Origin of the sequence: Streptococcus pluranimalium (genome assembly GCF_047785745.1) — a bacterium.
GTDB classification, from domain to species: domain Bacteria; phylum Bacillota; class Bacilli; order Lactobacillales; family Streptococcaceae; genus Streptococcus; species Streptococcus pluranimalium_B.
In genome coordinates, this window is sequence record NZ_JBLOJT010000153.1 from 1 (window position 1) to 2,743 (window position 2,743).

The 2,743-nt window shown below is 38.0% G+C and carries 3 protein-coding genes and 5 tRNA genes; all 8 read left to right on the plus strand.

The window, feature by feature from the left end; all coding sequences use genetic code 11:
* Nucleotides 1-15: 15 nt before the first annotated feature.
* Nucleotides 16-96 (plus strand) — tRNA-Tyr (locus ACMZ6U_RS09965).
* A gap of 6 nt (nt 97-102) precedes the next feature.
* Nucleotides 103-173, plus strand: a tRNA-Trp gene (locus tag ACMZ6U_RS09970).
* A gap of 13 nt (nt 174-186) precedes the next feature.
* Nucleotides 187-259, plus strand: a tRNA-His gene (locus ACMZ6U_RS09975).
* Nucleotides 260-264: 5 nt separating this feature from the next.
* Nucleotides 265-336: transfer RNA gene (locus ACMZ6U_RS09980), tRNA-Gln, on the plus strand.
* An 8-nt stretch (nt 337-344) separates the two neighbouring features.
* A tRNA-Leu gene (locus ACMZ6U_RS09985) sits at nt 345-428 on the plus strand.
* Between the two features lie 68 nt (nt 429-496).
* Complete coding sequence (locus ACMZ6U_RS09990) at nt 497-934, plus strand: zinc-dependent MarR family transcriptional regulator (RefSeq protein ID WP_416108282.1); 438 nt, start codon at nt 497-499, stop codon at nt 932-934.
* Nucleotides 935-936: 2 nt separating this feature from the next.
* Nucleotides 937-1,623, plus strand: a complete 687-nt coding sequence (locus ACMZ6U_RS09995) for a metal ABC transporter ATP-binding protein (RefSeq protein WP_416108283.1) — start codon at nt 937-939, stop codon at nt 1,621-1,623.
* Between the two features lie 2 nt (nt 1,624-1,625).
* Nucleotides 1,626-2,453 carry an iron chelate uptake ABC transporter family permease subunit gene (locus tag ACMZ6U_RS10000; RefSeq protein ID WP_416108284.1) on the plus strand — a complete coding sequence of 276 codons (828 nt, stop codon included), beginning with the start codon at nt 1,626-1,628 and terminating at the stop codon, nt 2,451-2,453.
* Nucleotides 2,454-2,743 lie beyond the last annotated feature (290 nt).

The window sequence follows — 2,743 nt, forward strand, 5'->3', positions numbered from 1 at the left end:
ATAATTTAATATTTTGGAAAGATAGCGAAGAGGCTAAACGCGGCGGACTGTAAATCCGCTCCTTCGGGTTCGGGGGTTCGAATCCCTCTCTTTCCATCCTAAACGGGCATAGTTTAAAGGTAGAACTAAGGTCTCCAAAACCTTCAGTGTGGGTTCGATTCCTACTGCCCGTGTTTATAGATTGTGGCGGGTGTGGTGAAGTGGTTAACACATCAGATTGTGGCTCTGACATTCGGGGGTTCGATTCCCCTCACTCGCCTATTTTGGGGTATAGCCAAGCGGTAAGGCAAGGGACTTTGACTCCCTCATGCGTTGGTTCGAATCCAGCTACCCCAGTTATATTTGCCGGCGTGGCGGAATTGGCAGACGCGCTGGACTCAAAATCCAGTGTCCGCAAGGACGTGCCGGTTCGACCCCGGCCGCCGGTATAGTGTTACTGTTAGTTTATCTAGCAGTTTTTATTTATATTCTTGTTTAACTGGTTAAGGAGTATCTTATGTTATTATCTGAGAGAATTGATGATTTTTTTAACTCTTTGATTGCGAAAACAGAGCATCAAAATGAGTTGCTGATTGGAAAATGTCAAAGTGATATTAGTTTGACAAGCACGCAAGAACATATTCTGATGTTATTGAAAGATGGAAAATGGACTAATACGGATCTTGCCAAAGCTTTGTCTATCAGTCAGGCAGCAGTTTCTAAAGCTGTGAAGCAATTAATCCAGAAGGAGTTAGTAGTCTCGGTGAAGGATGGTAAAGATGGTCGTGTAAGTTATCTGATGTTAACAGAGCAGGGTCTTCCAATTGCAATTGAACATGATGAACACCATCAATCTACTCTCCAGGTTTATGAAACGATTTTAACTGATTTTTCTGATAATGATCAAGACATTATTGCTCGTTTTGTTGATGCATTATCTAGAAAGGTGCTTTAGTTGTGCGCTATATTACTGTAGAGAATTTGGCTTTTCAGTATGATAATGAGCCAGTTCTTCATAATATTTCTTACCATTTAGATAGTGGTGAATTTGTCACCTTGACTGGTGAAAATGGGGCTGCAAAATCTACCTTAATGAAAGCGACTTTAGGAGTTTTGAAGCCTAAAAGCGGTAAGGTTAGTATTTCTGAAAAGAATATTTCAGGAAAGAAGTTGAGAATAGCTTATCTACCTCAACAAATAGCTAGTTTTAATGCAGGTTTCCCTTCTACTGTTGAGGAGTTTGTGACCTCTGGACGATATCCTCGTCAGGGATGGTTTCGTAGGATTACTCCGCATGATAAGGAGCATGTGAAAACGAGTTTAGAAGCTGTAGGTATGTGGGAGAGTCGTTATGAGCGTATAGGTAGTCTCTCAGGCGGTCAGAAACAACGTGTAGTTCTTGCGAGAATGTTTGCCTCTGATCCAGATATTTTTGTTTTAGATGAGCCAACTACAGGGATGGATGCTAGCACACTGAATAATTTTTATAAATTAATGCATCACAGTGCTAAAAAGCATGAAAAAGCAGTCTTGATGATAACCCATGATCCTGAGGAAGTTTCTGAATACGCTGATAGGAATATTCACTTAGTAAGAGATCAGTCTTCTCCGTGGCGCTGTTTTAATATTCATGAGGAGGAATAAAAATGACTGTTATTTCAGAAATGCTCTCTTATGAATTTATGCAACGGGCTGTTTTAGCGATTGTTGCAATGAGTTTATTTGCCCCTCTTTTGGGTCTGTTTTTGATGTTACGACGTCAAAGTTTAATGAGTGATACGCTGAGCCATGTTTCCTTAGCAGGTGTTGCATTTGGTATTTTGTTGGGCGTTTCACCTACATGGATGACGATTGTTGTAGTAATTTTTGCTTCGATACTTTTAGAATATTTAAGAGTAGTTTATAAGCATTATATGGAGATTTCTACAGCGATACTCATGTCTCTAGGATTGGCTATCTCATTACTGATTACTAGTAAATCGGAAAATAGTTCTGGGATTAATCTAGAACAATACTTGTTCGGTTCGATTATTACGATTAATAGAGAACAGGTTATTGCTCTGTTTCTCATTGCTAGTCTTGTGTTAATCTTATCTGCCTTTTTTATTCGCCCTATGTATATGTTGACTTTTGACGAAGACACTGCTCTGGTTGATGGTTTACCTGTTAGGTTAATGTCATTAGTGTTCAATATCATCACAGGTATTGCTATTGCTTTAATGATTCCGGCTGCGGGGGCGTTATTGGTTTCCACTATTATGGTTTTACCAGCAAGTATTGGGATACGAGTTGGTAAATCCTTTAAGGCAGTTATTATCAGTTCGATTATCATTGGATTTATCGGTATGCTTTCAGGAGTTATATTATCTTATATTTGGGAGACACCAGCGAGTGCGACGATTACAGTTATTTTTATTGCTATTTTTCTGAGCGTTAGTTTGTTGACAGCTTTGACTCGGAAAATAGGTTCATGAGTATGAAACTATGGCTATGAAATATTGATCTATAACATTAGAATAGACTTATCTAACGAATAAAAGTAATTAAACTTTCACAGTCTTTAAGTGATCAAATATCTTGTTATTTTATTCTGGTTAGATATCCTATTTCATATTATTTGATAATTCTAGAGTATTAAAACCTTAGCTATAAAGACAGTATTTTATGATTAATGAAGAGACTAAGTATAAAAGAGTCTGAGACAAAAGTCTATCAGTCATAAAAAATCAGAGATTCACGTTTGATGTGAGTCTCTGATTTTAAT

Bases quoted from the DNA above. Each gene is read 5' to 3' on its own strand.
- ACMZ6U_RS09990 (WP_416108282.1), top strand. From the start codon at position 497: ATGTTATTATCTGAGAGAATTGATGATTTTTTTAACTCTTTGATTGCG.
- ACMZ6U_RS10000 (WP_416108284.1), top strand. From the start codon at position 1,626: ATGACTGTTATTTCAGAAATGCTCTCTTATGAATTTATGCAACGGGCT.